Source organism: Stella humosa (genome assembly GCF_006738645.1).
GTDB classification, from domain to species: domain Bacteria; phylum Pseudomonadota; class Alphaproteobacteria; order ATCC43930; family Allostellaceae; genus Allostella; species Allostella humosa.
Genome location: NZ_AP019700.1, coordinates 4,683,487 through 4,706,829 on the forward strand (window position 1 = coordinate 4,683,487; position 23,343 = coordinate 4,706,829).

Sequence of the window (23,343 nt, forward strand, 5' to 3'; positions counted from 1 at the left end):
GCCGCGGGCATGGGACGGCGCGCGGCGTTGACAGCGGGGCCGCCCGCCCGGATCGTGCGACCGCCCCTTCACCAGCCGAGCCCGGTCACCGATGGACCTCTCCTTCACCCCGGAACAGGAAGCGATCCGCGCCCAGATCGAGCGCGTCTGCGGGCGCTTCGGGCTCGACTACTGGCGCGCGCGCGACGAGGACGGGCGCTTCCCGGACGAGTTCGTGGCCGCCATCGCCGCTGGCGGCTGGCTCGGCATCGCCATGCCGCCCGACTATGGCGGGGCGGGCCTGGGCATCACCGAGGCGGCCCTCATGCTGCAGACGATCGCCCAGTCGGGTGCGGCCATGGCGGGCGTGTCGGCGGTGCACATGAACATCTTCGGCCCGAACCCGATCGCCGTCTTCGGCACGCCAGAGCAGAAGGCGCGCTTCCTGCCGCCCTTGATCGCCGGCACCGAGCGTGCCTGCTTCGGCGTGACCGAGCCCGACGCCGGCCTCGACACCAGCCATATCGCCACCCGCGCCGTACTGGACGGCGACCGCTACATCGTGAACGGCCGCAAGATCTGGACCTCGACCGCCCAGAGCGCCCACAAGATCCTGCTGCTGGCCCGCACCACGCCGATCGACCGCTCGGCCCGCGCGATGGACGGGCTGTCGCTCTTCTATACCGACCTCGACCGCCGCCGCATCGAGGTGCGCGAGATCGCCAAGATGGGCCGCCACGCCGTCGATTCGAACGCGCTCTTCATCGACGGGCTGGAGATCCCCGTGGCCGACCGCATCGGCGAGGAGGGCCAGGGCTTCCGCTACCTGCTGCACGGCCTCAACCCCGAGCGCATCATGGTCGGGGCCGAGGCGATCGGCATCGGCCGGGCGGCGCTGGCGCGGGCCACCCAGTATGCCAAGGACCGCGTCGTCTTCGGCCGGCCGATCGGCCAGAACCAAGCGATCCAGCACCCGCTGGCCGAAAGCTGGATGGAGCTGGAGGCGGCCGACCTGATGATCTTCAAGGCGGCCAGCCTCTACGACCAGGGCCGGCCCTGCGGCGCCGAGGCCAACGCCGGCAAGTATCTGGGCGCCGAGGCCGGCTTCCGCGCCTGCACGCGCGCCGTGATGACCCATGGCGGCTACGGCTATGCGGCCGAGTTCCACGTCGAGCGGTTCATGCGCGAGGTGATGATCTGCCGCATCGCCCCGGTCAGCCCGGAGCTCATCAAGTGCTACGTGGCCGAGCGCGTGCTGGGGCTGCCGCGCAGCTACTGAACCGGCTCCAGGAACGTCCGCTCCTCCGACAGGATGAAGCGCAGGCGCTGGGCCACGGCGAAGTTGGCCCGGCCGGCCGGGTCCTGCTTCAGGCGGGCGCGATAGGCCTCGTAGGCGGCCAGGCTGTCGAACGCAATCAGGGCGAGCGCCACATTGTTGGTGCCCTCGTGCGGCAGGAAATAGCCGAGCAGGTCGCCGCCGCAGGCCGGGATGATGGTCAGCCAGTTGCGGGCGTACTCGGCAAAGGCATCGCGCTGGAACGGGTCGATGACGTAGCGGATGCAGCAGGTGACGGCCATGGCGGGCCTCCTCGAGCGGGTTGACGACGGGCCCGAAGATACCCCTTGGGTCGACGCCAATGCTTCGACTAGGATCGAAGCATGAAGGTTGGACCGGACATCGCCGTGGTCGGCGCCCTGCTGGGCGACCCGGCGCGCGCCAACATGATGACGGCACTGGCGGGCGGCGTGGCGCTGACCGCGGGCGAGCTGGCGCGCGAGGCCGGCGTCACCGCCCAGACCGCCAGCTCGCACCTGGCCCGCCTGACCGCCGGGGGCCTGGTCACGGTCCGCAAGCAGGGCCGCCACTCGTACTTTTCGCTGTCGGGGGACGACGTCGCCCGGGTGCTGGAGGGGCTGATGGGGCTGGCCCAGCGCACCGGACATCGCCGCACCCGCCCCGGCCCGGCCGAGCCGGCGCTGCGCGAGGCGCGCGTCTGCTACGACCATCTGGCGGGCGACCTGGGCGTGGCGTTGCTGGAAGGGCTGATCGCCCGCGGCCGCATCGCCCGCGAAGGCGACGGCATCGCCCTCACCCCCGAAGGCGCCGGTTTCCTCTCCGGCTTCGGCATCGACCTGACCGCACTCTCGCGCTCCCGCCGGCCGCTGTGCCGAAGCTGCCTCGACTGGAGCGTGCGCCGCAGCCACCTGGCCGGCGCCCTGGGTGCCGCCATCCTGTCCCAGCTCTTCGCGCTGGGCTGGGCCAGACGCGTCCCGGAAAGCCGGCTGGTGGAGTTTTCGGCCAGCGGCCGAGCGCAGTTTCACCAGACCTTTGCCCTGTCTCCCCCGACCCAGGAGTGACGTGATGTCCCGACTGACCGCCCTGGAAGCAGCCATCCAGGCCTATCTCGACACCATGTATGACGGCGATCTCGCCCGCTTCGACCAGGTGTTCCATCCGACCGCCCAGTTGCATGGCTGGCGAGAGGGCAAGGCGATCTGCTGGCCGCTGGCGCAGTATCGCGAGCTGACCGCCGGCCGCCCATCGGCCAAGGCGTCGGGCGCCCAGCGCGAGGAGGCGATCCTGTCGCTCGACCTCGCTTCCGACCGCTCGGCCATCGCCAAGGTGCGCGTGCGCATGGGCAAGATGGTCTTCGTCGACTACCTGATCTTCGCGCTGCTCGACGGCCGCTGGCAGATCACCGCCAAGCAGTTCGAGCCGGACGCCTGAGGCCGGCCCGTGCGCACCGTCGGGCTCGGCTACTATTTCGAGGACTATGCGGTCGGCGACCGCTTCCGCACCATCGGGCGGACGGTGACGGAGACCGACATCGTCAATTTCGTGAACTGCACCGGCATGACCGAGGTGCTGTTCACCAATGTCGAGTATGCGACCAAGGTGTCGGCCATTCCCGGCCGGCTGGCGCCGGGGGCACTGGTCTATTGCCTGGCCGAGGGGCTGCTGATGCAGTCGGTCGTGCAGGGCACGGGCATGGCCTTCCTGCACATGGATTTCGACGTGAAGGCGCCGACCTTCGCGGGCGATACCGTGCATGTCGAGTGCGAGGTGGTGGAGGCGCGGCGGGCCAGCCGGGGCGCGCGCGGGCTGGTGCGGACGCGCAACGAGATCCGCAACCAGCGCGGCGAGACGGTGATCGTCTACACGCCGCTGCGGATGGTGAAGGGCCGGCCGGATATAGCCGGATCCGCACCATCACCCAGCTATATATAACCGTAGGTTGGGTTGCGATTGCGAGTTGGAGGCGAAGGCTCTAGCTTCCGGCCACGCTGGGAATCGGGCAGGGGGTAGCACCATGGACAATCCGGTCGTGGTGGAGACGCGCGGCGGGACCCGCATCGTCCGCCTCAATCGACCAGCCGCCCTCAATGCGGTGAACGCGCATCTGCGTCGCGCCTTCACCGCAGCCATGGACGCGGCCCAGCATGATCCGGGGGTGGCCGCGATCGTCGTCACGGGCACGGGCGACCGGGCCTTCTGCGCGGGCCAGGACATCGAGGAAGCGGCCGGCCTGGCGACCGAGCGTGCCGTTGCCTGCTGGCTGACGGGCATGCGCGACCTCTACCAGTCGGTGCGCGACATCGAGAAGCCGACCGTCGTCGCCTTCAACGGACTGGCCGCCGGGGCCGGCATGCAGATCGGCCTGGCTGCCGACCTGCGCGTGGGCTTCCCGGAGATGCGCTTCGGCCAGCCCGAGGTGAAGGCCGGGCTCGCCAGCATCGTCGGCACCTGGTTCCTGGCGCAGTATGTCGGGGCGGGCGTCAACGCCGAGATGTCGCTGTCGGGCGAGTTGATCACGGGCGAGCGCGCCCACGGGCTGGGCCTGCTGACCCGGCTGGTGCCGCAGGCAGCCGTGCTGGACACGGCCCTGGTCGAAGCCGCCCGCCTGGCGGCGATGCCGGCCACCGCGTATCGCCTGACCAAGCGCCGCCTGCGCGAGATCACGCAGCCGGGCTTCGACGCCGCCTACCGCGCCGGCATCGCCGCCCAGCGCGAGGCCTATGCGGCAGGCGACCCGCAGCGCGCGATGGCGGCCTTCCTGGCGCGCCGCCGGCGCAAGCCGGACTGACGACCCGGCATCAACCGCGATACCAGGCCGGGTGCCGCTTCTCCAGGAAACCCGCCAGGCCCTCCGCCGCCTCCGCCGAGGCCCTCTGGGTGGCGGCAACGTCGGCCAGCCGATCGACCATGGCGTCGGGCACGAGTTGGCCTGCGATCTCCAGCGTCAGCCGCTTGGTGGCGGCCACCGCCTCCGGCCCGGCGCGCAGGAAGGCGTCGACCAGTGGTGCCGCCGCCGCGTCGAGGCCGCCGGTCGGACAGATCTCGTGGACCAACCCCATGCCCTCGGCCCGCGTGGCGTCGAATGCCTCTCCGGACAGGATCCAGCGGCGGAGCTGGGGCAGGCCGATCGCCTTCAACATCTGGGGGATGATCGGCGCCGGCACGACACCGAAGCGCACCTCGGTCAGGGCGAAGCGGGCCTCCTGGCTGGCGACGACGACGTCGCAGGATGCCGCCAGCCCGACCCCGCCGCCGAAGCAGGCACCGTGGACCAACGCGATGGTCGGACGGGGGAACAGGTGCAGGTCGCGCATCGCCCGCGTCGTACGGACCGAGAAGTCGCGGTTGGCCGCGGGCGGCATGGCCGCCACCTGCTGCAGCCAGGCGAGGTCGGCCCCGGCCTGGAAATGCCGGCCCTGGCCGCGCAGCAGCAGGACCCGCACCCGCGGGTCGCCCGCCAGCCGCGCCAGGCCATCCAGCAGCCCGTCAATGACCGCGCCGTCATAGGCATTGTGGACCGCCGGCCGGTTGAGGGTGACGGTCGCCACCCCGCGATCGTCGATCTCGGTCAGGACAACGGACATGGTGGGCGGGCTCCCGGGTTGGAATTCGGCCGGCGAACTCGGCCCGCGGGGGACGGCTTCTGTCAACCCCGCGGGGCCGGCCGGTTCGGCATTGACGCTTCCGCCGGGCGGCGCCTACCGTTTGGCGATTCATTCGGAGGAAACGACCCAGCCGTGCAGCAGGAACAGGCCGCATCCCCATCCCAGCCCCAAGCGCTGCCCCTGGCCGGCATGCGGGTCTTCGAGATCGGCACCAGCGTGGCCGCCCCCTATGCCGGGCTGATCCTGGCGTCGCTGGGGGCCGAACTGGTGAAAGTGGAACGCCCGGAGGGCGACGACGCCCGCCACTGGGGCCCGCCCTTCTGGCATGGCGCCTCGTCGATCTTCCAGGTCTTCAACGTCAACAAGAAGTCTGTCGTCGTCGACCTGAAGGACCCCGAAGCGCTGGCCGGCCTGCGCCGGCTGATCGTCGAGACGGGCGACGCGGTGCTGCAGAACATGCGGCCGGGCCAGGTCGAGAAGTACGGGCTGGACGCCACCACCCTGCTGGCCGCCAAGCCGGACCTCGTCTACTGCAACATCGGCGCGTTCGGCGCCGTGGGGCCGCTGAAGGACAAGCCCGGCTACGACCCCCTGATGCAGGCCTTCGGCGGGCTGATGATGATGACGGGCGAGGAGGGCCGCCCGCCGGTGCGCGTCGGCACCTCGCTGATCGACATGGGCACGGGCATGTGGTGCGCGCTGGGCATCGTCTCGGCCCTGTTGCGGCGCGAGAAGGGCGGCGGCGGTGCCCGCATCGACACCTCGCTCTACGAGACGGCGCTGGCCTGGATGACCTACCATGCGGCCGACTTCATCTCGACCGGGACGCCGGGCAAGCGCAACGGCTCGGCCACCCGCGGCATCGCACCCTACCAGGCCTATCAATGCGCGGACGGCTACCTGATGGTGGCCGCGCCCAACGACGGGCTGTTCCGCAAGCTGTCGGCCGCACTGGGCCACGCCGAATGGGCGGGCGACCCGCGCTTCGTCGACAACCCGAGCCGGGTGAAGCACCTGGCGGAACTGAACGGCCTGATCGAGGCGATCATGGCGACCCGGCCGCGGGCCGCCTGGCAGGCGGTGCTGGAAGCGGCCGGCATCCCGACCACGCCGACCCAGACCATCGACGAGGTCGTCGTCCATCCGCAGACCGCGGCACTGGGCATGCTGCAGAAGACGCCGGACGGCCGGATGGACATCTTCGGCCTGCCGATGTCGTTCGACGGGCAGCGCCCGGCCATGCGCAACGCAGCACCGGAGCTGGGCGCCGACACCGACGACCTGTTCCCCACCCCGAAGGGCTGACCCCGCTCCATGCGCGACCAGTACGAAACCCTGCTCGTCGAGACCGTCGAGCCCCACATCCTGCAGGTGACGCTGAACCGCCCGCAGGCGGCCAACGCGCTGAACACCCAGATGGGCCGCGACCTGCTCGACCTGTGGCTGTCGCTGGTCCTCGACCATGGCGACCTGCGCTGCATCGTCCTGACCGGGTCCGGCAGCAAGGCCTTCTGCGCCGGCGGCGACCTGAAGGAACGCAACGGCATGACCGACGAGGCGTGGCAGAAGCAGCACGCCATCTTCGAACAGGCGGTCTACCGCATGATGGACTGCCCGCTGCCGATCATCGGCGCCATCAATGGCGCGGCCTATGGCGGCGGCTGCGAGTTCACGCTGGCCTGCGACTTCGCCTATGCCGCGCGCTCGGCCCGCTTCGCCCTGACCGAGGTGACGCTGGGGATCATGCCGGGCGCCGGCGGTACCCAGAACCTGCCGCGGGCGGTCGGCGTGCGCCGGGCCAAGGAGATCATCCTGACCGGGTCCGCCTTCGGCGCCGAGGACGCGCTGGCCTGGGGCATCGTCAACAAGGTCTGCGACGACGCAACCCTGCTGGAGGAGACGCTGGCGACCGCGCGCCGCATCGCCCAGAACGGGCCGGTGTCGATCCGCCAGGCCAAGCGGTCGATCGACGTGGCGACCCAGATCGACCTGAAGAACGGCTTCGCCTTCGAGATCGAGGCCTACAACCGCATGGTGCCGACCGCCGACCGGCAGGAGGGCATCCGCGCCTTCAACGAGAAGCGGAAGCCCAACTATACCGGACGCTGAGCCGTCCGGCCCGACCCAGAGGAGAAACCCATGGCCACCGACAGCGCGATCGTCCGCGAGGTAGGGCTCCGCGACGGGCTCCAGATCATCCCCACTTTCTTCCCCACCCCGGCCAAGATCGCCTGGATCGAGGCAGAACTGGCGGCCGGCGTGCGCGACATCGAGGTCTGCTCGTTCGTGCCGCCCAAGAACATCCCGCAGTTCGCCGACGCGCTCGAGGTCACGGCCGCCTCGCTGGCCATGCCGGGCCTGCGGCCGTCGGCGCTGGTGCCCAACCTGAAGGGCGCGCAGCGCGCGGTGGCCGCCGGCGTGCCCGAGCTGCATTTCGTGCTGTCGGTTTCGGAAGAACACAACCTGCGCAACGTGCAGCGCACCACCCAGCAGTCCATCGACGAGTTTCGCGCGGTGCTGGAACTGGCCCATTCGCAGCCGACGCCGGTCCGGGTCAGTGCCGCACTCGCCACGGCCCTGGGCTGCACCATCGCCGGCCAGGTCGATCCCGGCCGGGTGATCGAGCTGGCCCATGTCGTCGTCGATGCCGGCGCCGACGAGCTGTCGCTGGCCGACACGGTCGGATACGCCAACCCCGCGCAGGTGAGGGCGATGTTCGACCGGGCGCAGCGCGAGCTGGGCGGGCGCGTGCCGATCGCGGCCCATTTCCACGACACGCGCGGGCTGGGCCTGGCCAATGCCTATGCCGCGGCCGAAGCCGGCATCCGCATCTTCGATGCCTCGCTGGCGGGATTGGGCGGCTGCCCCTACGCGCCTGGTGCCAGCGGCAACATCGTCACCGAGGACCTGGTCTTCATGCTGGAATCCATGGGCATCGCGACCGGCATCGACCTTGGCCGGCTGGTCGAGGTCCGCCGCATCGTGGCCGAGAACCTGCCCGACGAGGCCATGTATGGCCAGATCGCCAAGGCCGGCCCGCCCAAGGGCTTCGCCCAGGCGGCCTGAGCCGGCCCCGACCAAGAACCGACCCCTAGGGAGCACGCCCGAGATGACCGAAGTGACGAAGACGCTCGCCCGTTTCGCCGCCGGCCTCCGCCACGAGGCGATCCCGCCCGCGGTGCGCGAGCGCGCCAAGCTGCTGGTCCTGGACACCATCGGCATCGCCGTGCGGGCGCGCCACGACACCGATTCGACGCCGCCGACGCTGGAGGCCGCCCGCACGCTGGGCCTCGACCACGGCCAGGCCCGCGTCTTCGGCGAGCGGGGCGGCTGGTCGCCGGCGGGTGCGGCCCTGGTCAATGGCGCGCTGGCCCACAGCCTGGATTTCGACGACACGCACGCACCGGCCTCGCTGCACCCCAGCGCGCCGGTCGTGCCGGCGGCTCTCGCTGCCGCCGAGATCGCCGGCCGCAGCAGCCAGGACGCCCTGGTCGGCATCATCGCCGGCTACGAGGTGATCTGCCGCATCAGCCGCGCCCTGATCCCGTCCGAGCATTACGACCTGGGCTTCCACCCGACCGCCACCTGCGGCGTCTTCGCCGCGGCGGCGGCTGCCGGTCGCGTGCTGGGCCTGTCACCCGAGCAGATGGAGGACGCCTACGGCATCGCGCTCTCCGAGGCGGCGGGGTCGCTGCAGTTCCTGGGCAACGGCGCCTGGACCAAGCGGTTCCAGGTCGGTCATTCGGCCATGGCCGGGCTGATGGCGGCGGTCTTCGCCAGCAAAGGCTATCGCGGGGCCGCCCCCGCCTTCGAGGGGCGCTACGGCTTCTTCCACGCCTATGCCCGCAATGCCCGGCCGGAGCTCGCGATCGAGGGGCTGGGCCAGGCGTGGGAGACGACGGCGATCGCGGTCAAGCCCTACCCCGCCTGCCGGGCGATGCACGCGGCGGTCGACGGCGTGATCCAGCTACGCGCGCGGCACAACCTGGTGGAGGAGCGGATCAAGTCGATCCGCGTCGGCCTGTCGGAAACCGCACTCCGCCTCGTCGGCACGCCGCAGGAGCAGAAGCGCCAGCCGGCCAACGTCGTCGACGGCCAGTTCTCGTGCCATTTCGGCGTCGGCGTGGCGATGCGCGAGGGCCGCTTCGGCTGGGACGACTATGCCGGCCATATCGGCGACGCGCGCACCAACGCGCTGCTGGCCCGGGTCGAGGTCGGCCATGACGCGCGGGCCGAGGCCGAATATCCGCGCCAGTTCGCAGCCGCGGTCGCGATCGAGACGGTGGACGGGGTGAACGACAGCCTGTTCGTGCCGATCCCCAAGGGCGAGCCCGAGAACTTCCAGACCGCCGACGAGCTGCGCGCGAAGTATGCCGCCCTGGTGCAGCCGGTGATCGGAGCGGCCCAGGAGGCGCGCCTGTTCCAGGCGGTGATGGGGATGGACAGTGCCGCGTCCGGCGGCGGCGTCGCCGCCATCTTCGACGCCGCCGCCCCCAACAGCCCGGACCCCGCGCGGAAAAGCGCATGAGCCAAGCCCCCCGCCCGCTCGCCGGCCTCAAGGTCATCGCCGTCGAGCAGTACGGGGCGGCCCCCTTCGGCACCCTGCACCTGGCCCAGCTCGGCGCCGAGGTGATCAAGATCGAGAACCCGCAGGATGGCGGGGACGTCAGCCGCACGGTCGGCCCCCACTTCATCGAAGGGGTGGACCCGACGGCGGCAAGCGGCCTCTTCCAAGCGCTCAACCTCAACAAGCGCAGCGTGACGCTCGACCTGTCGCAGGCCGGCGGCCGGGCCGTGCTGGCCCGCCTGGCGGGCACGGCCGACGCGCTCATCCACAACCTGCGCGGCGACGTGCCGGCCCGCCTGGGCCTGACCCGGGCCGACCTGGCGCCGTTCAACCCGCGCCTGGTCGTCGTCCACCTGACCGGCTACGGGCGCGAGCCGGAGCGGGCCCGCTGGCCCGGCTACGACTTCCTGATGCAGGCGGAGGCCGGGCATTTCGCCCTGACCGGCGACCCGGATGGCCCGCCCGCCCGCTTCGGGCTGCCGATGATCGACTATGCCGCCGGCCTCTCGGCGGCGCTGGGGCTGGTGTCGGCGGTGATGGCCGCCCGCACGAGCGGCCAGGGCTGCGAGATCGACGTCAGCCTGTTCGACACCGCGCTTTTCCACCTCAGCTATATCGGCCAGTGGCGGCTGACCCACGGCCATGTGCAGGGCCGGGAGCGACGGTCGGCCCATGCCGCCCTCGTCCCATGCCAGCTCTATCGCACCGGCGACGGCTGGATCTACCTGATGTGCAACAAGGAGAAGTTCTGGGGGGCGCTCTGTCGCGCCATCGGCCGCCCGGAATGGATCGAGGACGAGCGATTCCGCCGCTTCCCCGACCGCAAGCGCCATCGCGACCTGATCGAGACCATGCTGGACGATGCCCTGTCGGCGCGCACCACGGCCGAATGGATGGCGGTCTTCGCCGGCCAAGTGCCGGCCGCCCCGGTGCACGACATCGCCCAGGCGCTCGACAACCCGTTCGTGACGACGACCGGCCGGCTCCAGGACGTGGCCACCGGCGAGGGCAGCTTCCGGGCGATCGCCGGCCCTGTCCGCGTCGACGGGCAGCGGGCGCCGCTGACGGCCGCCCCGGCGCTCGGCGCCGACACCGACGCCGTGCTGGCCGAGATCGGCTACGGTGCCGCCGAGATCGCGGAAATGCGCCGGCAGGGGATCGCCTGACGGCCGAACGGCCGACAATCGGCTAGGGGGCCCAGGCATGCGCGGATTGTTCACGGTCGCCGTCGGCGTCCCCGTCCTGGCGACCGTTCTGGGCCAGTCCCTGGTCACCATGAGCGGCCTCAGCGTGCCGGTGCTGGCGCCGCGCGCGGCCGAGACCATCGGCATCGACCCCAGCAACATCGGCGCCTACACGGCCCTGGTCTATGCCGCGGCCACCGTCACGAGCCCGATCGCCGGCGGCCTGCTGGCGCGCTATGGCGGCTTGCGCATCCAGCAACTGGCACTGGTCATGGCCTCGCTCGGCCTCGTCCTGTTCGCCCTCGGCCACCCGCTGGCGGCCATCCTAAGCGCGCTGGCGATCGGCTGCGGCGTCGGCCCGGCCACGCCGGCCAGCTCGCATATCCTGGCCAAGGAGACGCCGCCGGTCCTCCAGCCGATGGCCTTCTCGATCAAGCAGACCGGCGTGCCGCTGGGCGGTGCGTTGGCCGGGCTGCTGGCCCCGCCGCTCGTGCTGCTGCTCGATTGGCAGGGGGCGGCCCTGGTCATGGCGGCGGGCGGCATCGCCTGCGCCGTCCTGCTGCAACCGCTGCGCGGCTGGCTCGATGCCGGGCGCAAGCCCGACGGCCCCCGCGCGCGCATCCGCATCCGCGGGCCGCTCGCCCTCATCTTCTCCGACCCGGCGCTGCGGCGGCTAGCGGTCGCGTCCTTCGTCTTCTCGGCCATGCAGCTTTCGGTCAGCGCCTTCCTGGTCGTCTATTTCGTCCAGGTGATCGGCCTCGGCCTGACCCAGGCCGGGATTGCCTATGCCATCGCCCAGGGCGGCGGGGTGATCGGCCGCATCATCTGGGGCGGATTGGCGGAGACCGTGCTTCGCACCCGAACCCTGGTCATCCTGGTGGGGATCGGTACTGCCGTCAGCATGGCGATCCTGGTACAGGCGGATGCGAGCTGGCCCTTCTGGCTGCTGGCCGCCATCGCCGCCCTGCTGGGGGCGACCGCCATCGGCTGGACCGGGCTCTACCTGGCCGAGGTGGCACGCCTGGCGCCGCCCGGCCGGGCCGGCGAGGCCACCGGCGGGGCCATGTTCATGACGTTCGGCGGGGTGGTGTTCGGCCCGCCGCTGGTGACGGGGATCGTGGCGGCCACCGGCTCCTACCCGGCCGCCTTCCTGACGCTGGCCGCATGCAACCTGCTGGCCGCCGGCTGGCTCGCCGCCGGCCGCGACACGACGAGAAGCAAGAACGCATAGACGGGAGTGATCGCCATGTTCGATACGGTCTTCCGCAACGCCACCATCGTCGACGGCACCGGCCAGCCCGCCTACACCGCCGACCTGGCCGTGTCGGCCGGCCGGATCGCCGCCATCGGCCCAGGCCTGGGGCCGGCCACGGAGACGGTCGAGGCGGACGGGCTGACGCTGATGCCCGGCATCATCGACGGCCACACCCACTATGACGCGCAGCTCACCTGGGATGCCTATGCCGACCCCTCGCCGACGCTGGGCGTGACCAGCGTCGTGATCGGCAACTGCGGCTTCACCATCGCCCCCTGCCGCCCGGCCGACCGCGACCTGACGATGCGCAACCTGACCCATGTCGAGGGCATGTCGCTGGAGGCGCTGCGCACCGGCGTGCGCTGGGATTTCGAGCAGTTCCCGGAATACCTGGAGATGCTGGAGCGCCAGGGCGTGGCCGTGAACGTGGCCGCCTTCGTCGGCCATTCCTCGGTGCGCACCTACGTGCTGGGCCAGGACGCCTCGTCGCGCGTTGCGACCGACGGCGAGATCGCGGAGATGGCGCAGCTTGTGCGCGGGGCGATGGCGGCCGGCGCCGTCGGCTTCGCGACCTCGACGGCCGAGCCGCACAATGGCGAGAACGGCATCCCCATGCCGTCGCGCCTGGCCGACGAGCGCGAGGTGCGCGCGCTGGTCAACGCGATGGGGGCGGACGGCCGCGGCGTCTACATGCTGACGCGCGGCCAGGGCACCTCGATCGACTTCCTGGAATCGGTCGCGGCCGACAGCGGCCGGCCGGTGATCGTGGCCGCCACCTTCTACAACGGCACCAACCCGACGGCCGCCGCCGGCACCCTGGCCCAGACCCGGGCCGCCCGCGAGCGCGGCAACCGCGTCTTCGCCCAGGTGTCCTGCTGCCCGCTGACGATGGATTTCACCCTGAAGAACCCCTACGTCTTCGAGGGGCTGGCCGCCTGGAAGCCGGCCATGGAGGCCCATGGCGAGGCGGTGAAGCGGGTCTATGCCGACCCCGCCTTCCGGGCCGCGGTGAAGGCAGAGCTGCGCGACTTCCGTGGGCGGCGGCTATTCAACAGCCAATGGGAACGGCTCCACCTGGTGAATGCCGGACGGCCCGAGAACGCCGGCCTGGAGGGCCGCTCGCTGGCCGACCTGGCGGCCGAACGCGGCGTCGACCCGCTCGACTGCATCCTCGACATCGCGCTCGAGGAAGACCTGGAGACCGAGTTCACCGCCGTCCTGCTGAATGCCGAGGAAGCGGGCGTGGCGCCACTGCTGACCGATCCCGACACCCACATCTCGCTGTCGGACGCGGGCGCGCACCTGACTTTCCTGTGCGATGCCGGCTACGGGCTGCACCTGCTGGGCCACTGGGTGCGCGGCCGCGGCGTGCTGTCGTTCGAGGAGGCGGTCCGCCGCCTGACCGCGCAGCCGGCCGACCTGTTCGGCATCGCCGACCGCGGGCGGCTGGCGCCGGGCAAGGCGGCCGACCTGCTGCTGGTCGACCCGCTGACCATCGGGCGCGGCCCCAAGCGCAAGGTCCACGACCTGCCGGCCGGCGCGCCGCGGCTGGTGACGGACCCTGTCGGCATCCACGGCGTCTGGGTGAACGGCACCCGGATCGTCGACGACAACCGGGTCATCGACACCGGCCGCCGGCCAGGCAAGGTCCTGCGCGAGTTCGCAGCCTAGCCGTCAGGCGTGCCGGCCGAGCCCCTCGGCGGCGGCCGGGGCACGCTGGCCGGCGGTGACGCGGGCATGCAGGGCCAGGATGGTGCGGCTGCCCGTGCGCACGAAGAGGAAGGGGAAGATGCCATGCACGACGCAGGCAAGCCCCGCCCCGATCATGCGCAGGCCGACGCCGCCGGCAAAGCCCAGATGCTGGCCGTAGCTCTCGCCGACCGAGGCCGGGTGGCGGGTGAAGGAATCCAGGATCGACATCGACGGAAGCCCCTGCTGCGTTGTTTTCCCGATCCTAGGGGCGGTTGCAGGAAATCGGGTTGCGAAGTGCGGCCAGGATGCAGGGGAGCCTGGATGATTCTTCCCCATTCCGTGCTGATGTGCGAAATTCCTGCCCATGGATGCGATCGACCTGAAGATACTGGCCCTCTTGCAAGAGGATGGCGGACTTTCCAACGCCGACATCGCCGAACGCGTCGGCCTGTCCGCGACACCCTGCTGGCGGCGCATCCGCCACCTGGAGGAGACAGGCGTCATCCGCCGCCGGGTCGCCCTGCTCGACCGCGACCGGCTGAACGTCGGCGTCACCGTCTTCGTCAACATCCGCACCAACCAGCACAATCCCGAATGGCTGGCGCGCTTCGCGTCCGCCGTCGACGACATCCCGGAGGTGGTGGAGTTCTATCGGATGGCCGGCGACGTCGATTACCTGCTGCGCATCGTCGTGCCCGACATCGCCGCCTATGACGGCGTCTACAAGCGCCTGATCGCCGCCATCGACCTCTACGACGTCAGTTCGAGCTTCGCGATGGAAGAGATCAAGTACACGACCGCCCTGCCGCTCGCCTATGTGAAGGACCGGTCCTCGACCCGCTAGGCCAGCGGGCGCTTGGCGGGCGACGTGAAGGGATTCCTGACCGTGACCGCCTCTATCAACTGCCCGTCATTCAGATCCTCAGTATAGAGCGTCGAGCATCCGGCAGAAAGCGCAGCGGCGACGATCAGGGCATCGTAGAAAGAGAAACGGTATCGCTCGGCGATCCGGATTGCTTCATCATGCATATCGACATCAATGGTCGTTACGCGACAAAGCCTGCGGATAGTCGACAAGACCTCACGGATTTCCAGCCAGCTTAGCCGACCTTTTCGGAATGCAACCGACGCAAATTCATTCAAGACCTGAGTGCTGATCGTGCCACCGGAGGCCATCAGTTCCTCTGCCCGGCCTGCCTTGGCTGTGTCCTTCGATATCAAATAGAGTAGCACGTTGGTATCGAAGAAATTCTGCGATAGCAGCAGGTGTGGCCCCGTCATCAGGACCGCTCGTTTGCTTCCAAACGATCGAAGCGGAAGTCCTCCGGCAATCGGCCACGATATTTTCGCAGGCGCTGCAGCAATGCGTCGGTATCTGCGGGCCGTTCGACGGCGAGACTTCGCTCACCAAGAACGTGAACGTCGATCTCGTCGCCTTCCGCAAGAGCCAGTGCCTCGACCACGGCCGTCGGCAAACGAACCGCCAAACTGTTGCCCCATTTCGCAATCCGCACGTCGATCACCCACAATATACTTACCGCGATAATGTATAGGGCGCAGCGTGAGCACGATCAATGGGCAGCAGACGATTGTCTCCTGCATCGAACTAATCTGTCGCGAAAAGCCCTGATTATCACGGACAGCAAGGCGAGATATCTCTCAGTCATCGGACGGGGCGGCGGCGCCCCAAGCGTCCCCCGAGAGGAATTTCCCATGACCGACACCCGTTCCGCCGACCTTGCCGCCACGCTGCTGCGCGTCAGCCTCGGCCTGTTACTGCTGGCCCATGGTGCCATGAAGATCTTCGTCTTCACCGTGCCGGGCACGGTGCAGTTCTTCCAGTCGATCGGCTATCCCGGCGCGCTGGCCTATGTTGTAATCCTGGCCGAGGTCGGCGGCGGCATCGCCCTCGTCCTCGGGCTGTGGAGCCGCTGGGTGGCGCTGGCCCTGGTGCCGGTGCTGGTCGGGGCCACGCTGCAGCACGTGCCGAATGGCTGGATGTTCGCGGCCAAGGGCGGCGGGTGGGAGTTTCCGGCCTTCTGGACCGTGGCCCTGCTGGTGCAGTCGCTGCTCGGCGACGGGGCCTATTCGCTTCGCTCGGCCCTCGACACCCGCAGCCCGCGGCCGGCCCTGGGGTAAAGGACACGACCATGGAGCAGGCGGCCGGCGAACCCTCGCCGGCCGCCTCCGCCTGTTTCAGGCGCCGGCGAAATCGAACAGGGCGGCGCCGCCATCCTCTCCACCCACCAGCAGTTGGTCGCCCGACGGCGACCAGGCCATCGCCGTCAGCGGCCCGGCACCGACGGGCTCCAGCTCCGTCGTCTTGGCATGGCCGGGCCGGCCCAGGCGCACGGTGCCGTTGTCATAGCCGGCCGCCACGATCGGCACCTTGGGATGGACGGCCACCACCGTCACCAGCGCGCCTTCGCCGGGGCAGATCTCGGCCGGCGGCCGGCCCATCGGCCCGCGGCCCGAGAAGTCCCAGCAGGTCACGACCTCGGCGCCGCTGTTCACCAGCCAGCGCGAATCCGCCGACCAGCCGAGCGACTTGGGCTTGGTCGCCAGGCCGGCCATGCGCATCTCGGCCGAATCGGCGACCCGCCAGCCATGCAGCTCGTTCTCCTGCATCGCCGTCATCAGGTACTTGCCGTTGGGCGCCCAGGAGAGCGCGACGTGCGAGCCCTTCCAGGTCAGCTTGGCCGCACTCTGCTGCTTGGAGGCCAGCCACCACAGGCTGACGCCGTTGTAGTGGGCGACGGCGACGCGCTTGCCGGTCTGGTTCAGCGCGATGCCGGTGATCGTTGACGGATGATCGTCCCAGCGGCCGACCACCGTGCCCGCGGCATCCAGGCCGATCGCCGACTTGCCCGCCGCCGCCATGATCGTCCTGGCCCCGGCATGGACGGCCAGGTGGCTGACCCAGCGGCGCGGCTCGCGGAACAGTTCGCGCGGGGCAGTACCGTCGGTCAGCATCACCCGCCCGTCGTCGCCGCCCGAGACGAAGCCGCCGCCCGGTGCTGCCGCCAGCGCCAGGACGGCACCGTCATGCGCCTCGACGATGTCGAGCGGGGTATCCTCGGCGAAGACGACGCGGCGCAGCGTGCCGTCGCCCAGCGCGAACGCGCCCGAGCGGCCGTCGAAGGCGACGGCGGCGGCCGTCACGCCGGCCGGCAGCGTCCAGCGGCGCACCCGGCGGCGGATCGCCGCCGGCGTCACCTCAGGTGCGGCAGGCATCGAAGCCAGCCTCCAGGCCCGCCACGTCCAGCTCCTTGCCGATGAAGACCAGCCGGCTCCAGCGCCGCTCGCCATCCTTCCAGGCGCGCTGGAAGGCGCCCTCCTTGATCATGTGGACGGCCTGGAGGACGAAGCGGCGGTCGTGGCCCTTCAGGTCGATGATGCCCTTGGCGCGCAGGATGCTCTGCCCCTGCTCGGCCAGCACCTTGGAGATCCACTGGTCGAAGCGGCGCTCGTCGAGCGGCCGGTCGGACTGCAGGCAGAGGCTGCCCATGTCCTCGTCGTGGTAGTGGCGCCGATGGCCATGGCCATGCCCATGTCCATGTCCATGGTCATGGCCGTGGTGGTCGTGCCCGTGATGGTCGTGGCCATGGTCATGCCCATGGTCGTGATCTTCCGCGTCGAGGAAGTGCGGCTCGATCGCCAGGATGCGGTCGAGGTCGAAGGCACCACGGTCGAGCACCTGGTCGAGCGCGATCTCGCAACGCTCGGTATGGTGGACGGTGGCGAGCGGGTTGATCTGGCGGATGCGCTGGGCGACGGCAGCCAGCTCGTCGGCCGAGACGAGGTCGGTCTTGTTCAGCAGGATCACGTCGGCAAACGCGATCTGGTCCTCGGCCTCCGTGGTGTCCTCCAGCCGCTGGAGGACATGGCGGGCATCGACCACCGTCACCACCGCGTCGAGCTTGGTCTTGCGGCGCACGTCCTCGTCGACGAAGAAGGTCTGGGCGACCGGCGCGGGGGCGGCCAGGCCCGTCGTCTCGATGATGATCGCGTCGAACTTGTCGCGACGCTTCATCAGCCCGTCGATGATGCGGATCAGGTCGCCCCGCACGGTGCAGCAGATGCAGCCGTTGTTCATCTCGAACACTTCCTCATCGGCGTCGACCACGAGGTCGTTGTCGATGCCGATCTGGCCGAACTCGTTGACGATCACGGCGTACTTCTTGCCGTGCTGCTCGGTCAGGATGCGGTTCAGCAGGGTGGTCTTGCCGGCGCCGAGATAGCCGGTCAGGACGGTGACGGGGGTCGCCGACATGGGAAGGTGCTCCGTTCGGGAAGGCGGGCCCGGGGATCGCCGGACAGTTGGGGTGGCGTTACAGATAGGCAGGCGGACCCGTCAAGATAATGCCGCGCGCCGGGCGAATGCCGCTGCCAGGTGGTCGGCCAGCAGAATCGCCGCCCGGCTTTCCGCATTGCCGCCGCAGGCCGCCCGATGCATCCGGATGTCGGCCACCGGCAGGGCTGGCAGACCCTCGGCCGCGCCCAGCGGGCGCAGCCGGGCCGGGAATGTGCCCGACTTCACGACGGTCACCGCCAGCCCCTCGGCGGCGATCGCCTCCACCGCCGCCTGACCATGCGCCACATAGGCGAGCCGCCAGGGCCGCCCGGCCCGCTCCAGCGCCTCGACCGCCCATTGGCGGAACAGGCAGCCGGCGGGATAGAGCGCCAGCGCCAGCGGCCCGTCCAGCTCGGCCCGCCAGCCGGACGACGCCGCCCACTGCGCGGCCTCGCGCGCCAGCAGCGTCCCGCCGCCCTCGCCGGCTGGATGCATGGCGATCACCAGATCGAAGTCACGGCCGAGCCGCGCGGGCATCTGCCGGGTCAGCCCGGTCTCCATCTCCACCATGATCCGGGGATAGGCACAGGCGAAGCCAGCCAGCATGGGCGGCAGGATCAGGCTGCCATAGTCGTCCATCACGCCCAGCCGCACCCGCCCGGCCGCGCCATGGTCGCGCACCCGGCCGATCGCCTCGGCCTCCAGCCGCAGCATGCGCCGCGCATCGCCCACCAGGCGCAGGCCAGCCGGCGTCGGCGCCACGGCGGCCCCGCCTCGGTCCAACAGCCGGGTGCCCAGGCGCGCCTCCAGCCGCGCGATCTGCATGCTGACGGCCGACTGCGTGCGATGCAGCGTCGCCGCGGCGCGGGTGAAGGAGCCCTGGTCGGCAACCGCGACCAGGGCGCGCAGCAGGTCGAGATCGAGCCGGGATTCCATTTACATCAATATATCTGATCTAAGAGATTATTAGAACGCGTTTTGATGATGCGCCACGAGCCCCTACGGTGGCGCGGAAATTGCCGATCGGATCGTCATGGGAGAGGGCCGGGGAATTGCCGCCGCGTTGCTGTCAAGCGGGCTGGGCGGCAGCGCGATCGTCGCGACGCGCCATCTTTCGGGTGCGGTCGACCCGGCCGTGCTGGGCTGCCTGCGCTTTGCCGTGGGTGCGGCGATCCTGCTGCCGATCGCGCTGCTGGCGCGCGGCCCCTGGCCGGCACGGCGGGACTGGCCGGGCACGATACTGCTGGGACTTGTTCTGTTCGGCATATTCCCGTGGCTGTTCAACGCGGCCCTCGCCCTGACCAGCGCGGCGCGCGGCGCGCTCGCCCTGTCGACACTGCCGCCCCTGACCATGGCGATGGCGGCACTGCTGGGGGTGGAGCGGCCTAGCCTGCGCAAGTCCGCCGGCGTGGCGATGGCGATGACCGGCGTCGCCCTGGCGTTGGCGGCCGATCTCGGCCACTCGCCGGCCGGCGCCTGGCGGGGCGACCTGCTGATGATCGCCGCGGCGCTGGTCATGGCCTTCTACAATGTCTGGTCGCGACCCTACATCCGGCGCAGCGCCGTGCTGCCCCATACGGCCGTGGGAATGGCGGCGGGGGCCGGCTTTCTCTTCCTGGCGGGCGTGCCGGCCGGCGGCCTGCCGCCACTGCCCGCAGCCGACTGGCTGGCCGTGGCCTATCTGGGCGTCGTGTGCGCGGCGCTGGTGTTCTGGCTCTGGGCCTTCGCCCTGGCGCACGCCACGCCGACGCGGGTGGCGATCACCGTCTGCGCCAATCCCGTCACGGCATCCATCCTCGGCCTCGTCCTGCTGGGCGAGCCAGTCGGGATCGTGCTGGTCGCAGGGCTGGCGGCGGTCGGGGGCGGGATTGCGCTGGCCAGCCGGGACTAGGCCGGGCACCGCCGACGATCCTTGCGGCCGGGGGCGGCACCCCCTAGCTTCGACCGCGCCCCATGACCTTCCCTGCCCTCGCCGCCCGCTGGTCGGGTTTTGCGCCTACCACCCGCGGACTGGCCTGGTTCATCCTCGACCAGACCTTCCTCGTCTCCACCTTCGTCCTCATCAAGTGGCTGGGGGCGCACCACTCGGTCCTGCAGATCGTCTTCCTGCGGCTGGCGATCGGCCTGGTCGTGCTGCTGCCGAAGATCGTCCAGCTCGGCCCCACGGGGCTGCGTACCCGGCGTCTCGGCGGCCATCTGATGCGCAACGTCTGCGCCATCGTCGGCATGTATTGCAGCTACCTGGCGCTGACCCGGCTGCCGCTGGCCGATGCCACCATCGTCAGCTTCACCGGGCCGATGATCATGACGATTCTGGCCGTCCTGCTGCTGGGCGAGAAGGTGCGCTGGCGGCGCTGGTCGGCGGTCCTGGTGGGCTTCTCGGGCGTGCTGCTGATCGCCCAACCCAGCGCCGGCACGCCGCTGGATGCGCTGGGCATCGCGCTGTTCGGCACCTTCGTCACCTGCCTCAGCGTCGCCACCGCCAAGAACCTGCTGCGCTACGAGCCGGCGATGCAGGTCACCATCTGGTACACGATGCTGTCGCTGGTGCTGATCGCACCCTTCGGCATCTGGGCTTGGCAATGGCCGACCGCGGCAGAATGGCCGCTCTTCATCGGCGTCGGCCTGCTGTCGACGGCCGGGCACTATTGCTTCCTGCGCGCCTATGCCGAGGCGGAGGCCGGGTACCTGGCCGGATTCGGCTATGTCCGGCTGCTGTTCGCCATCGTCATCGGCTATTTCGTCTTCGACGAGGTGCCGGGCGAATGGACGCTGGCGGGGGCGGCCGTGATCCTGACGAGTGCGGTCTATATCGGCTGGCGGGAGGCCCAGCTGCACCGCCGGGCCGGCCCGTCGCGCGGCGGTGCGCCGCGCTGAGCGGTTCCATCCATCGCGGCGCCACGAGCATTTGACGGCCGGGCAGGCGGGCAATAGGTTCGGCCGCGCCGGGCGGGGCAATGGAACTGGAAGGCACTCATGCGACTGGCCGCCGCCATCCTCGCTCTTTTCGCGCTGCTCGCCCACCCGGCCGAAGCGCGCGCCCGCTTCCTCGTCGCGTCCGCCCTGCCCGAGAGCGGCGTCACCCGCATATTCATCGACCGGCTGCAGGCCGAGCTGCGCACGGCCTGGCCCGACCAGAAGGTCGAGCTGGCGATGGCCGGCATGCTGGGCGGCGAGACCGAACTGCTCGACCTGCTGAAAAGCGGCGAGTACGAGTTGCATCTGGGCGTGCTGCACGGCGCGGTCTACTATCCCGAGCTCGACGCCACGCTGGTCCCCTTTCTCTTTCCCGACTATCCGGCGATCGAGCGCTTCCTGGACGGCCCGGTCGGCCGCCGCATGGCCGACGCCCTGGCCCGCCGCGGCAATGCCGTGCTGCTTGGCAGCTATGACCTGGGGCAGCGCTGGACCACCGCTTCCAAGCGCTTCGAGACGGTGGAAGAACTGCACGACATCAAGATCCGCATGCCCGAGATCCCGCTCTGGATCAAGATCTGGGGTGGCATGGGGGCAGCGGTCGTGCCGATCGCCGCCCCCGACGTGCCGGCGGCGATCCGGGCGGGCACCATCGACGCCCAGGAGAACACGCTGTCCAACATCTTCGGCCGCCGCAGCTACCAGGGCCAGGCCTTCCTGATCGAGACGGCCCACCACCAGAGCCACGTCTCGGTGATGGCGCAGAAGGGCTTCTGGCATAAGCTGCTCCCCGCTCAGCGCCGCCTGCTGCAGGATGCGGTCGAGCGCGCGAGCGACGCCGCCACGGATGCCCTGCGCGAGCTGGACCGGACGATCCTCGACCGGCTGGTGGCCACCGGCATGACGCGGGTCGTGCCGCGGCCCGAATTCCGGCAGAAGGCTTTGCCGGTGGTAGAGAAGGCCGCCCGCGATATGCTGGCCCCCGGGGTCTACGAAGCAGCCCTGGCGGCGATCGAAGCGCGCTAGCATTTCCAGGAGGGAACCCCGACCATGCCCCAGACGCCCACCGCCGCCGCCAAGCGCCAGGCGCTCGCCACGCAGATCCGCGACGCCCGCTTCGTCACCGCGCCCGGCATCTTCGACATGATCTCGGCGCGCATGGCCGACCGCATGGGCTTCGACTGCCTCTACATGACGGGCTTCGGCACCGTCGCCTCGCTGCTGGGCCTGCCCGACGCCGGCATTGCCACCTTCAGCCAGATGGTCGAGCGCGTGGCCCGCTTCGCCGACGGTACGACCACGCCGATCGTGGCCGATGCCGACACCGGCTATGGCGGCCTGCTCAACGTCGCCTATGCCGTGCGCGGCTATGAGGCGGCCGGTGCCGCGGGCATCCAGATCGAGGACCAGGAGTTTCCCAAGAAGTGCGGCCACACGCCCGGCCGCCGCGTCATCCCGCTGGCGGACATGGTGCGCAAGATCGAGGTCGCGGTCGACGCGCGCAGCGACGCCAACATGCTGATCGTCGCCCGCACCGACGCGCGGACCACGCTGGGGCTGGACGAGGCCCTGCGCCGGGCCGAGGCCTATCGCCGGGCCGGCGCCGACATCCTGTTCGTCGAATCGCCCGAGAGCGAAGCCGAGATGGAGGCGATCGGCCGGCGCATCGACGCCCCCCTGCTGGCGAACCTCGTGGAAGGCGGGCGCACGCCGATGCTGACGCCGCAGCGGCTGGACGAGATCGGCTACGGCATGGCGATCTATCCCGGGTCGGGCTTCCTGGCGACGGCGGCCGCGCTCGACGGCATCTATGGCGCCATCAAGGCGACCGGCACCACGAACGGGGCGGCGACGCCGATCTATCCCTTCTCCGAGATGACGCGGCTGATGGGATTCGAGGAGGTCTGGGCCTTCGAGCGGCGCTGGGCGGAATAGCCGCGGCCACATTTGCTTGAAGAGGCGGCGGCGCGCGACTACCTAAGCGGCATCTGGAACCGTTCAAAATTCGCGAGACAGCGAGGATCATGGCGACCCTTCCCATCCTCGTCGCGCCCGACCCGCGCCTGAAGCTGAAGGCCAAGCCGGTCGAGCAGATCGACGAGCAGGTCCGCACGTTGCTGGACGACATGCTGGAGACGATGTACGCGGCCCCCGGCATCGGCCTGGCCGCGCCGCAGATCGGCGTGTCGCAGCGCCTGCTGGTGCTCGACCTTGCCCGCGAGGGCGAGGCGAAGCGGCCGATGAAGGTCATCAACCCCGAGATCGTGTGGGCATCCGACGAGGATTCCGAGCACAACGAGGGCTGCCTGTCCCTGCCCGAGCATTATGCCGACGTGGTCCGCCCGGCCGAGGTGAAGGTGCGCTACCAGGACGAGACCGGCGAGACCCGCGAGGTCCATGCCAGCGGCCTGTTGTCGACCTGCCTGCAGCACGAGATGGACCATCTCGACGGCGTCCTCTTCGTCGACCGCATCTCGGCCCTGCGGCGGAACATGATCCTGCGCAAGCTGATCAAGGCGCGGCGCACCGACGACTGACGGAAGCATCCCCGCAC

Annotated in this window: 27 protein-coding genes; 19 read left to right on the forward strand and 8 right to left on the reverse strand. The window is 70.3% G+C overall.

Going from position 1 to position 23,343, the window contains the following annotated elements; all coding sequences use genetic code 11:
- The first annotated feature begins 91 nt into the window (after positions 1–91).
- Entirely contained in the window at positions 92–1,258 is a 1,167-nt protein-coding gene (locus STVA_RS21935; RefSeq protein WP_123692102.1) for an acyl-CoA dehydrogenase family protein, read from the forward strand.
- On the opposite strand, the gene STVA_RS21940 is transcribed toward STVA_RS21935, so the two are convergent.
- Entirely contained in the window at positions 1,252–1,557 is a 306-nt protein-coding gene (locus STVA_RS21940) for an NIPSNAP family protein (RefSeq protein WP_123692105.1), read from the reverse strand. The genes STVA_RS21935 and STVA_RS21940 overlap by 7 nt on opposite strands.
- A gap of 81 nt (positions 1,558–1,638) precedes the next feature.
- Here STVA_RS21940 and STVA_RS21945 point away from each other — a divergent pair, with 81 nt between their 5' ends.
- From STVA_RS21945 to STVA_RS21960, 4 genes are all read left to right on the forward strand, one after another.
- Positions 1,639–2,337 carry an ArsR/SmtB family transcription factor gene (locus STVA_RS21945; protein ID WP_123692107.1) on the forward strand — a complete coding sequence of 233 codons (699 nt, stop codon included), beginning with the start codon at positions 1,639–1,641 and terminating at the stop codon, positions 2,335–2,337.
- Positions 2,338–2,341: 4 nt separating this feature from the next.
- Entirely contained in the window at positions 2,342–2,707 is a 366-nt protein-coding gene (locus STVA_RS21950; RefSeq protein ID WP_123692109.1) for a nuclear transport factor 2 family protein, read from the forward strand.
- 9 nt (positions 2,708–2,716) lie between these two features.
- Positions 2,717–3,208 (forward strand): FAS1-like dehydratase domain-containing protein, encoded by a 492-nt coding sequence (locus STVA_RS21955; protein WP_123692111.1) that lies wholly within the window; start codon positions 2,717–2,719, stop codon positions 3,206–3,208.
- 82 nt (positions 3,209–3,290) lie between these two features.
- Positions 3,291–4,064: an enoyl-CoA hydratase/isomerase family protein gene (locus STVA_RS21960; RefSeq protein ID WP_123692113.1), complete on the forward strand. Its 774-nt coding sequence runs from the start codon at positions 3,291–3,293 to the stop codon at positions 4,062–4,064.
- Positions 4,065–4,074: 10 nt separating this feature from the next.
- On the opposite strand, the gene STVA_RS21965 is transcribed toward STVA_RS21960, so the two are convergent.
- Positions 4,075–4,860 carry an enoyl-CoA hydratase-related protein gene (locus tag STVA_RS21965; protein ID WP_123692115.1) on the reverse strand — a complete coding sequence of 262 codons (786 nt, stop codon included), beginning with the start codon at positions 4,858–4,860 and terminating at the stop codon, positions 4,075–4,077.
- Positions 4,861–5,013: 153 nt separating this feature from the next.
- On the opposite strand from STVA_RS21965, the gene STVA_RS21970 reads away from it, so the two are divergent.
- From STVA_RS21970 to STVA_RS22000, 7 genes are read left to right on the forward strand one after another with little or no spacing between them, the layout of a single operon-like run.
- Complete coding sequence (locus STVA_RS21970) at positions 5,014–6,186, forward strand: CaiB/BaiF CoA transferase family protein (RefSeq protein WP_197735706.1); 1,173 nt, start codon at positions 5,014–5,016, stop codon at positions 6,184–6,186.
- Positions 6,187–6,195: 9 nt separating this feature from the next.
- The gene (locus tag STVA_RS21975; RefSeq protein WP_123692119.1) at positions 6,196–6,990 is read left to right on the forward strand and encodes an enoyl-CoA hydratase-related protein; all 795 of its coding nucleotides are present in this window, start codon (positions 6,196–6,198) and stop codon (positions 6,988–6,990) included.
- Positions 6,991–7,020: 30 nt separating this feature from the next.
- Positions 7,021–7,947: a hydroxymethylglutaryl-CoA lyase gene (locus STVA_RS21980; RefSeq protein ID WP_123692121.1), complete on the forward strand. Its 927-nt coding sequence runs from the start codon at positions 7,021–7,023 to the stop codon at positions 7,945–7,947.
- A gap of 43 nt (positions 7,948–7,990) precedes the next feature.
- Positions 7,991–9,409 carry an MmgE/PrpD family protein gene (locus tag STVA_RS21985; protein ID WP_170216576.1) on the forward strand — a complete coding sequence of 473 codons (1,419 nt, stop codon included), beginning with the start codon at positions 7,991–7,993 and terminating at the stop codon, positions 9,407–9,409.
- Positions 9,406–10,614, forward strand: a complete 1,209-nt coding sequence (locus STVA_RS21990) for a CaiB/BaiF CoA transferase family protein (RefSeq protein WP_123692125.1) — start codon at positions 9,406–9,408, stop codon at positions 10,612–10,614. The genes STVA_RS21985 and STVA_RS21990 overlap by 4 nt, the downstream gene beginning before the upstream one ends.
- Before the next feature lie 37 nt (positions 10,615–10,651).
- Positions 10,652–11,863, forward strand: a complete 1,212-nt coding sequence (locus tag STVA_RS21995; RefSeq protein ID WP_123692127.1) for an MFS transporter — start codon at positions 10,652–10,654, stop codon at positions 11,861–11,863.
- A 15-nt stretch (positions 11,864–11,878) separates the two neighbouring features.
- Positions 11,879–13,558 carry an N-acyl-D-amino-acid deacylase family protein gene (locus tag STVA_RS22000; protein ID WP_123692129.1) on the forward strand — a complete coding sequence of 560 codons (1,680 nt, stop codon included), beginning with the start codon at positions 11,879–11,881 and terminating at the stop codon, positions 13,556–13,558.
- Positions 13,559–13,561: 3 nt separating this feature from the next.
- Here STVA_RS22000 and STVA_RS22005 read toward each other — a convergent pair whose 3' ends face one another.
- Positions 13,562–13,807, reverse strand: coding sequence for a DUF6356 family protein (locus tag STVA_RS22005; protein WP_197735707.1), 246 nt, complete (start codon positions 13,805–13,807; stop codon positions 13,562–13,564).
- Positions 13,808–13,943: 136 nt separating this feature from the next.
- Between STVA_RS22005 and STVA_RS22010 the strand changes: the two genes are divergently transcribed.
- Positions 13,944–14,423 carry an Lrp/AsnC family transcriptional regulator gene (locus STVA_RS22010; protein WP_123692131.1) on the forward strand — a complete coding sequence of 160 codons (480 nt, stop codon included), beginning with the start codon at positions 13,944–13,946 and terminating at the stop codon, positions 14,421–14,423.
- Here STVA_RS22010 and STVA_RS22015 read toward each other — a convergent pair.
- Positions 14,420–14,860 (reverse strand): PIN domain-containing protein, encoded by a 441-nt coding sequence (locus tag STVA_RS22015; RefSeq protein WP_197735708.1) that lies wholly within the window; start codon positions 14,858–14,860, stop codon positions 14,420–14,422. The two genes, STVA_RS22010 and STVA_RS22015, sit on opposite strands and share 4 nt — an antisense overlap.
- Entirely contained in the window at positions 14,860–15,102 is a 243-nt protein-coding gene (locus tag STVA_RS22020) for an AbrB/MazE/SpoVT family DNA-binding domain-containing protein (protein ID WP_245978403.1), read from the reverse strand. Before STVA_RS22020 ends, STVA_RS22015 begins: the two co-directional genes overlap by 1 nt.
- Positions 15,103–15,292: 190 nt before the next feature.
- On the opposite strand from STVA_RS22020, the gene STVA_RS22025 reads away from it, so the two are divergent.
- Positions 15,293–15,718: a DoxX family protein gene (locus STVA_RS22025; RefSeq protein WP_123692133.1), complete on the forward strand. Its 426-nt coding sequence runs from the start codon at positions 15,293–15,295 to the stop codon at positions 15,716–15,718.
- A 57-nt stretch (positions 15,719–15,775) separates the two neighbouring features.
- Here STVA_RS22025 and STVA_RS22030 read toward each other — a convergent pair whose 3' ends face one another.
- The 3 genes from STVA_RS22030 to STVA_RS22040 all read right to left on the reverse strand — a co-directional run bounded on the left by STVA_RS22030 (position 15,776) and on the right by STVA_RS22040 (position 18,809).
- Positions 15,776–16,813 (reverse strand): WD40 repeat domain-containing protein, encoded by a 1,038-nt coding sequence (locus STVA_RS22030; protein ID WP_170216577.1) that lies wholly within the window; start codon positions 16,811–16,813, stop codon positions 15,776–15,778.
- A complete protein-coding gene (locus tag STVA_RS22035; protein WP_123692137.1) occupies positions 16,797–17,852 on the reverse strand; it encodes a CobW family GTP-binding protein in 1,056 nt (351 codons plus the stop codon). The genes STVA_RS22030 and STVA_RS22035 overlap by 17 nt, the downstream gene beginning before the upstream one ends.
- A gap of 81 nt (positions 17,853–17,933) precedes the next feature.
- A complete protein-coding gene (locus STVA_RS22040) occupies positions 17,934–18,809 on the reverse strand; it encodes a LysR family transcriptional regulator (protein ID WP_123692139.1) in 876 nt (291 codons plus the stop codon).
- A 127-nt stretch (positions 18,810–18,936) separates the two neighbouring features.
- On the opposite strand from STVA_RS22040, the gene STVA_RS22045 reads away from it, so the two are divergent.
- The 5 genes from STVA_RS22045 to def all read left to right on the forward strand — a co-directional run bounded on the left by STVA_RS22045 (position 18,937) and on the right by def (position 23,326).
- Positions 18,937–19,764 carry a DMT family transporter gene (locus STVA_RS22045; RefSeq protein WP_245978404.1) on the forward strand — a complete coding sequence of 276 codons (828 nt, stop codon included), beginning with the start codon at positions 18,937–18,939 and terminating at the stop codon, positions 19,762–19,764.
- A gap of 62 nt (positions 19,765–19,826) precedes the next feature.
- Positions 19,827–20,750: a DMT family transporter gene (locus tag STVA_RS22050; protein WP_123692143.1), complete on the forward strand. Its 924-nt coding sequence runs from the start codon at positions 19,827–19,829 to the stop codon at positions 20,748–20,750.
- Between the two features lie 99 nt (positions 20,751–20,849).
- Positions 20,850–21,815 (forward strand): TRAP transporter substrate-binding protein, encoded by a 966-nt coding sequence (locus tag STVA_RS22055; RefSeq protein WP_123692145.1) that lies wholly within the window; start codon positions 20,850–20,852, stop codon positions 21,813–21,815.
- Between the two features lie 24 nt (positions 21,816–21,839).
- Complete coding sequence (locus STVA_RS22060) at positions 21,840–22,724, forward strand: isocitrate lyase/PEP mutase family protein (RefSeq protein ID WP_123692147.1); 885 nt, start codon at positions 21,840–21,842, stop codon at positions 22,722–22,724.
- Positions 22,725–22,813: 89 nt separating this feature from the next.
- Positions 22,814–23,326: a peptide deformylase gene (gene def / locus STVA_RS22065; protein WP_123692149.1), complete on the forward strand. Its 513-nt coding sequence runs from the start codon at positions 22,814–22,816 to the stop codon at positions 23,324–23,326.
- Positions 23,327–23,343: the final 17 nt, after the last annotated feature.

Coding starts and splice junctions, on each gene's coding strand:
- STVA_RS21935 (WP_123692102.1), top strand. CDS start 92: ATGGACCTCTCCTTCACCCCGGAACAGGAAGCGATCCGCGCCCAGATC.
- STVA_RS21940 (WP_123692105.1), bottom strand. CDS start 1,557: ATGGCCGTCACCTGCTGCATCCGCTACGTCATCGACCCGTTCCAGCGC.
- STVA_RS21945 (WP_123692107.1), top strand. CDS start 1,639: ATGAAGGTTGGACCGGACATCGCCGTGGTCGGCGCCCTGCTGGGCGAC.
- STVA_RS21950 (WP_123692109.1), top strand. CDS start 2,342: ATGTCCCGACTGACCGCCCTGGAAGCAGCCATCCAGGCCTATCTCGAC.
- STVA_RS21960 (WP_123692113.1), top strand. CDS start 3,291: ATGGACAATCCGGTCGTGGTGGAGACGCGCGGCGGGACCCGCATCGTC.
- STVA_RS21965 (WP_123692115.1), bottom strand. CDS start 4,860: ATGTCCGTTGTCCTGACCGAGATCGACGATCGCGGGGTGGCGACCGTC.
- STVA_RS21975 (WP_123692119.1), top strand. CDS start 6,196: ATGCGCGACCAGTACGAAACCCTGCTCGTCGAGACCGTCGAGCCCCAC.
- STVA_RS21980 (WP_123692121.1), top strand. CDS start 7,021: ATGGCCACCGACAGCGCGATCGTCCGCGAGGTAGGGCTCCGCGACGGG.
- STVA_RS21985 (WP_170216576.1), top strand. CDS start 7,991: ATGACCGAAGTGACGAAGACGCTCGCCCGTTTCGCCGCCGGCCTCCGC.
- STVA_RS21990 (WP_123692125.1), top strand. CDS start 9,406: ATGAGCCAAGCCCCCCGCCCGCTCGCCGGCCTCAAGGTCATCGCCGTC.
- STVA_RS21995 (WP_123692127.1), top strand. CDS start 10,652: ATGCGCGGATTGTTCACGGTCGCCGTCGGCGTCCCCGTCCTGGCGACC.
- STVA_RS22000 (WP_123692129.1), top strand. CDS start 11,879: ATGTTCGATACGGTCTTCCGCAACGCCACCATCGTCGACGGCACCGGC.
- STVA_RS22005 (WP_197735707.1), bottom strand. CDS start 13,807: ATGTCGATCCTGGATTCCTTCACCCGCCACCCGGCCTCGGTCGGCGAG.
- STVA_RS22010 (WP_123692131.1), top strand. CDS start 13,944: ATGGATGCGATCGACCTGAAGATACTGGCCCTCTTGCAAGAGGATGGC.
- STVA_RS22015 (WP_197735708.1), bottom strand. CDS start 14,860: ATGACGGGGCCACACCTGCTGCTATCGCAGAATTTCTTCGATACCAAC.
- STVA_RS22025 (WP_123692133.1), top strand. CDS start 15,293: ATGACCGACACCCGTTCCGCCGACCTTGCCGCCACGCTGCTGCGCGTC.
- STVA_RS22030 (WP_170216577.1), bottom strand. CDS start 16,813: ATGCCTGCCGCACCTGAGGTGACGCCGGCGGCGATCCGCCGCCGGGTG.
- STVA_RS22035 (WP_123692137.1), bottom strand. CDS start 17,852: ATGTCGGCGACCCCCGTCACCGTCCTGACCGGCTATCTCGGCGCCGGC.
- STVA_RS22040 (WP_123692139.1), bottom strand. CDS start 18,809: ATGGAATCCCGGCTCGATCTCGACCTGCTGCGCGCCCTGGTCGCGGTT.
- STVA_RS22050 (WP_123692143.1), top strand. CDS start 19,827: ATGACCTTCCCTGCCCTCGCCGCCCGCTGGTCGGGTTTTGCGCCTACC.
- STVA_RS22055 (WP_123692145.1), top strand. CDS start 20,850: ATGCGACTGGCCGCCGCCATCCTCGCTCTTTTCGCGCTGCTCGCCCAC.
- STVA_RS22060 (WP_123692147.1), top strand. CDS start 21,840: ATGCCCCAGACGCCCACCGCCGCCGCCAAGCGCCAGGCGCTCGCCACG.
- def (WP_123692149.1), top strand. CDS start 22,814: ATGGCGACCCTTCCCATCCTCGTCGCGCCCGACCCGCGCCTGAAGCTG.